Source organism: Salibacterium halotolerans, from assembly GCF_900115625.1.
In the GTDB taxonomy this organism is placed as follows: Bacteria; Bacillota; Bacilli; order Bacillales; family Marinococcaceae; genus Salibacterium; species Salibacterium halotolerans.
Genome location: NZ_FOXD01000050.1, coordinates 1 through 1,499 on the forward strand (window position 1 = coordinate 1; position 1,499 = coordinate 1,499).

The window sequence follows — 1,499 nt, forward strand, 5'->3', positions numbered from 1 at the left end:
TATTTGCTTCCTAGGCATACATGGATGATAGAGGACCTTCTCTTTTTTTGCCAATCATCAGCTTTCGTCGCTACCGAGAACTATTTTACACATACAACCGCACGGCAAATCCAGGAGGACGGGGTTCAAAACGACCACGTTTTGTTATGGCTGGAGGTGCTGCAAAAAATGGCGGCGATGAATAATTTCTATTGTTCTTCTTTATTTAAACGAAGAATTTCCCCGGCGGAGAGTCCTGTTATTTCAACAATGGTGTCGACGTCCATGTCTTTTTTCAGCATGGCTGCAGCAATTTCTGTTTTTGTCTCTTCTTTCCCTTTTTCGATACCTTGCTCCAAGCCTTTTTCCATCCCCTTCTTTTCGTAAGATACCACAAATTCCCTAACTTTTTGGCCTTCTCTACCATCCATGCGTTTCACCTCTTCCTGTAATTTCTTTTCTTCCGAAGAAGTAAGCGTTACATACGTCTCAAAAAACCGATTAACAAGTTGAATCTCGCAGGATCTATACTCATATTGGACATCATTCGCGGGAATTCTTTTTTGACCTGAACTTTCTCCTTCTTATTATACCCCTGGAAGAAGTCACTCCTTCATTGGAAGATATCTTTTTGGAATTAACAGGGAAAGAGGGGAGCTTGTAATGAAAGGAATAGTTGTCTCGGACATACTCAAAGCAAGAAGAACCGTATTAGGGTTAGTGTTATTCCTTATCCCGGCGTTAACCCTTCTGTACGAGATCGTTAATTTTTTGTTTCGCTCTGAAATATTGCATTCTCAGGCGAATGAACGGAATGCTGACATGTGGCAGTTGTTTCTGTATGATAAGCAATTTTTTCTGTGTTTAGCATTACCGATTGGTATAACAATTGCAGCCTCGGTAATTGCTAACATCGAACACCAAGCGGAGGCTTGGAAACAAACACTCACATTTCCAGTCCCGCGGATCAAAGTGTTTTTAAGCAAATTTGTATTACTGCTAAGCGGAAGTTTTTTATCAGCGGTGCTGTTAATGGTTGGCATGTTCTTGTTTGGAGTGGTGTTCAACTTTACATCCGAAGTGCCTTGGGCAAAGATTATCGGAGACAGCTTCTTCCCCTATATTGCGACCGTTCCAATCATGGTAATTCAATTGTGGTTGTCATTAACAATTAAAAATCAAGCTTTCTCGATTACAATAGGGGCAGTTTCAACTATGGGCGGTTTATTTTTTGCGTTAAGTTCCGTGACAAAATGGCTTCCGTGGGCCTACCCGCTAAATTCTTCAACAATACGAATGAATTATAATTCAAATACATTAATGTTAAACCCTGATCTATGGAGTGTGTTATTTCTTAGTTGCATGTTGGGAGTAGTATTGATATTACTTGGCGGAATAAATTTTTCTCGAAAAGAAATTCACTAGGGAGCATTCCTGTTAGGGGAAAATGTGAGTTTTGAACAAAAAAGAGCCCCCTTGGTATAGTACGGAGTGTCCGATGAAAAATCATCGACCTCGAA

General features: G+C 40.4%; 2 protein-coding genes. One reads left to right on the plus strand and one right to left on the minus strand.

Annotation, left to right across the window (positions count from 1 at the left end):
* Nucleotides 1-188: 188 nt before the first annotated feature.
* A complete protein-coding gene (locus BM124_RS19620; RefSeq protein WP_342028651.1) occupies nt 189-536 on the minus strand; it encodes a transposase in 348 nt (115 codons plus the stop codon).
* 106 nt (nt 537-642) lie between these two features.
* Between BM124_RS19620 and BM124_RS18400 the strand changes: the two genes are divergently transcribed.
* Nucleotides 643-1,404: an ABC transporter permease gene (locus tag BM124_RS18400; protein WP_093339995.1), complete on the plus strand. Its 762-nt coding sequence runs from the start codon at nt 643-645 to the stop codon at nt 1,402-1,404.
* Nucleotides 1,405-1,499: the final 95 nt, after the last annotated feature.

Bases quoted from the DNA above. Each gene is read 5' to 3' on its own strand.
- BM124_RS18400 (WP_093339995.1), top strand. From the start codon at position 643: ATGAAAGGAATAGTTGTCTCGGACATACTCAAAGCAAGAAGAACCGTA.